We start from the raw sequence: 1,856 nt of genomic DNA, 5'->3' as shown, positions 1-1,856 counted from the left end.
TGAGCAGCGCAGAGCCGGCGCCTCGACGAACCACCTTTTTGGCCGGGCAACCAAAGTTCAGGTCGATAAAGTCCGGCTTTAATTGAGCCAAGATACGGGCAGCCTCGGCGACGGTTTCCGGTTCGGCGCCGAAAACCTGCAAGCCGATCGGCCGTTCCGACTCGACAAATTCCGCCAACTTTAAGGTCTTTGCCTGATTGCGCACCACACCGTCGGCGCTGATCATTTCGGAGTAGACAAGATCGGCGCCGAATTCCCGGCAGAGTTGCCGAAATGGAGAATCAGACCAGCCTGCCAGAGGCGCAAGCGCCAAATATTTTTCCCCGTTGAAAATCACAAAGTTAATATAAGTTATTAACGGCAAGCATGCAAGGGTTTCCGATTCGTTGAATCGGAACGAACGGCGTGATCACGAGGCTTCGGGGTAACAAAAGCGTCGGATTTCGGTTTTCGCCAGAGCTTCTTCCAGCAGAGCTTGATAGTCGCCGAGATTTTTCTCTGCTTCCTGCACCTCGGCGATTCCGGCGTTGGTTTCCGGATTGGGCGGCGCCATAAAGCTGCAGCAGTCGTCGTAGGGTTCGGTAGAAACCTCATACGTGCCGATTCTTCTGGCGATGCGGATGATTTCATCTTTTTCCATACCAATGAGCGGCCGAAGGATCGGCATGCGGACGGCCTCGGAGATGGCGGCAATATTGGGCAAAGTCTGCGAAGCCACCTGCCCGAGGCTGTCTCCCGTAATGAGGGCGCGGCACCCCTCACGAACCGCTATCCTTTCCGCCAGTCTTAGCATCATGCGGCGATAGAGCACAATGCGTAGTTTTGTCGGTGCGGAAAGGATGATCGCCCGCTGAAGTTCGGCCAGGGGCACCAAATAGAGTTTGGATTGATATTGATAGATATTGAGCCGTTTGACCAGTTCCACGGCGTTGTAGTAAGAGCTTTTTTCGGTAAAGGGAAAGCTGTGAAAATGAACAAAAGCAACGCTGCAGCCGCGCTTCATCATTAGAAAAGAAGAAACCGGTGAATCGATGCCCGAAGAAATCAAGCTGAGCACTTTTCCGGTGCTGCCGATCGGCAGGCCTCGCTCTCCGGGTACGGATTTGACCGAAAAATAGACCTTGCGGTTAAAGATTTCGATTTTAACGGTTAGTTCGGGATTGCGCAAATCCACGCGCTTTCCCAGGCGGTCATGCACCTCGGCGCCGACCAGGCGGTTTATTTCGACTGAGGTCAGGGGAAACGACTTGTCGGCTCGACGGGTGTCGACGCAAAAGCTCTCGAAAGTCAGATTACGCACCTGTTCTAAAACCTGCTGCTTGAGCTCATCGGGATCAGGAGAACCGCGATGGGCGACGCGGATCTCGGCAATGCCGATGACTTTTTGCAGTCGGGAGAGCAACAGATCCAGGTCGGTCTCAGCAGGCGGGTAGACAAACATACGGCCGTATTCGTTGAGGATGCGTACGCCTTTGATATCGGCAAAGGCGCGGCGCATCGCCTGCCGCAAACGAGATTCAAAAAAAGAGCGATTACCCTTTTTCAGCGCAATTTCGCTGTGATGGATGATGAAAAGCTGATCCTCGTTGCTGATCATCCTTTTTTCAACAATATCGTCAGGAGAAAAAAAATCCGACCCCTGCGGGTCGGATGTGACCGTCTATCTAATCAACACTCCTTCGAGCAGAATTTTGCCGACGCATTCGCCGGCTGCTGCAAGGTCGATTTTTTTAGATTTGGAGAGGATCCAATTGGTTGAAATTTGATCGAGGGCACCGAAAACGGTCTGCTTAAAAATCGTTGGCGGAACGTCTGTCCGAAAGATTCCGGCACGCTGACCTTCCAAAAAAGCCTCT

At 52.7% G+C, this 1,856-nt stretch carries 3 protein-coding genes; all 3 read right to left on the bottom strand.

Annotated elements, in window-relative coordinates:
- The coding region (locus ONB24_02135) for a tRNA-dihydrouridine synthase family protein (protein MDZ7314901.1) at positions 1-313 on the bottom strand (313 nt) is incomplete at its 3' end.
- A gap of 96 nt (positions 314-409) precedes the next feature.
- The gene (thiI, locus tag ONB24_02130) at positions 410-1,597 is read right to left on the bottom strand and encodes a tRNA 4-thiouridine(8) synthase ThiI (GenBank protein MDZ7314900.1); all 1,188 of its coding nucleotides are present in this window, start codon (positions 1,595-1,597) and stop codon (positions 410-412) included.
- A 63-nt stretch (positions 1,598-1,660) separates the two neighbouring features.
- Positions 1,661-1,856 (bottom strand): TetR family transcriptional regulator (locus tag ONB24_02125; protein ID MDZ7314899.1); only part of this gene is annotated, 196 nt, incomplete at its 5' end.

The sequence above is a fragment of the candidate division KSB1 bacterium genome (assembly GCA_034505495.1).
In the GTDB taxonomy this organism is placed as follows: Bacteria; Zhuqueibacterota; Zhuqueibacteria; order Residuimicrobiales; family Krinioviventaceae; genus Fontimicrobium_A.
Note: the sequence above shows the minus strand (reverse complement) of the source record. Positions and strands in the feature narration are given on the sequence as shown.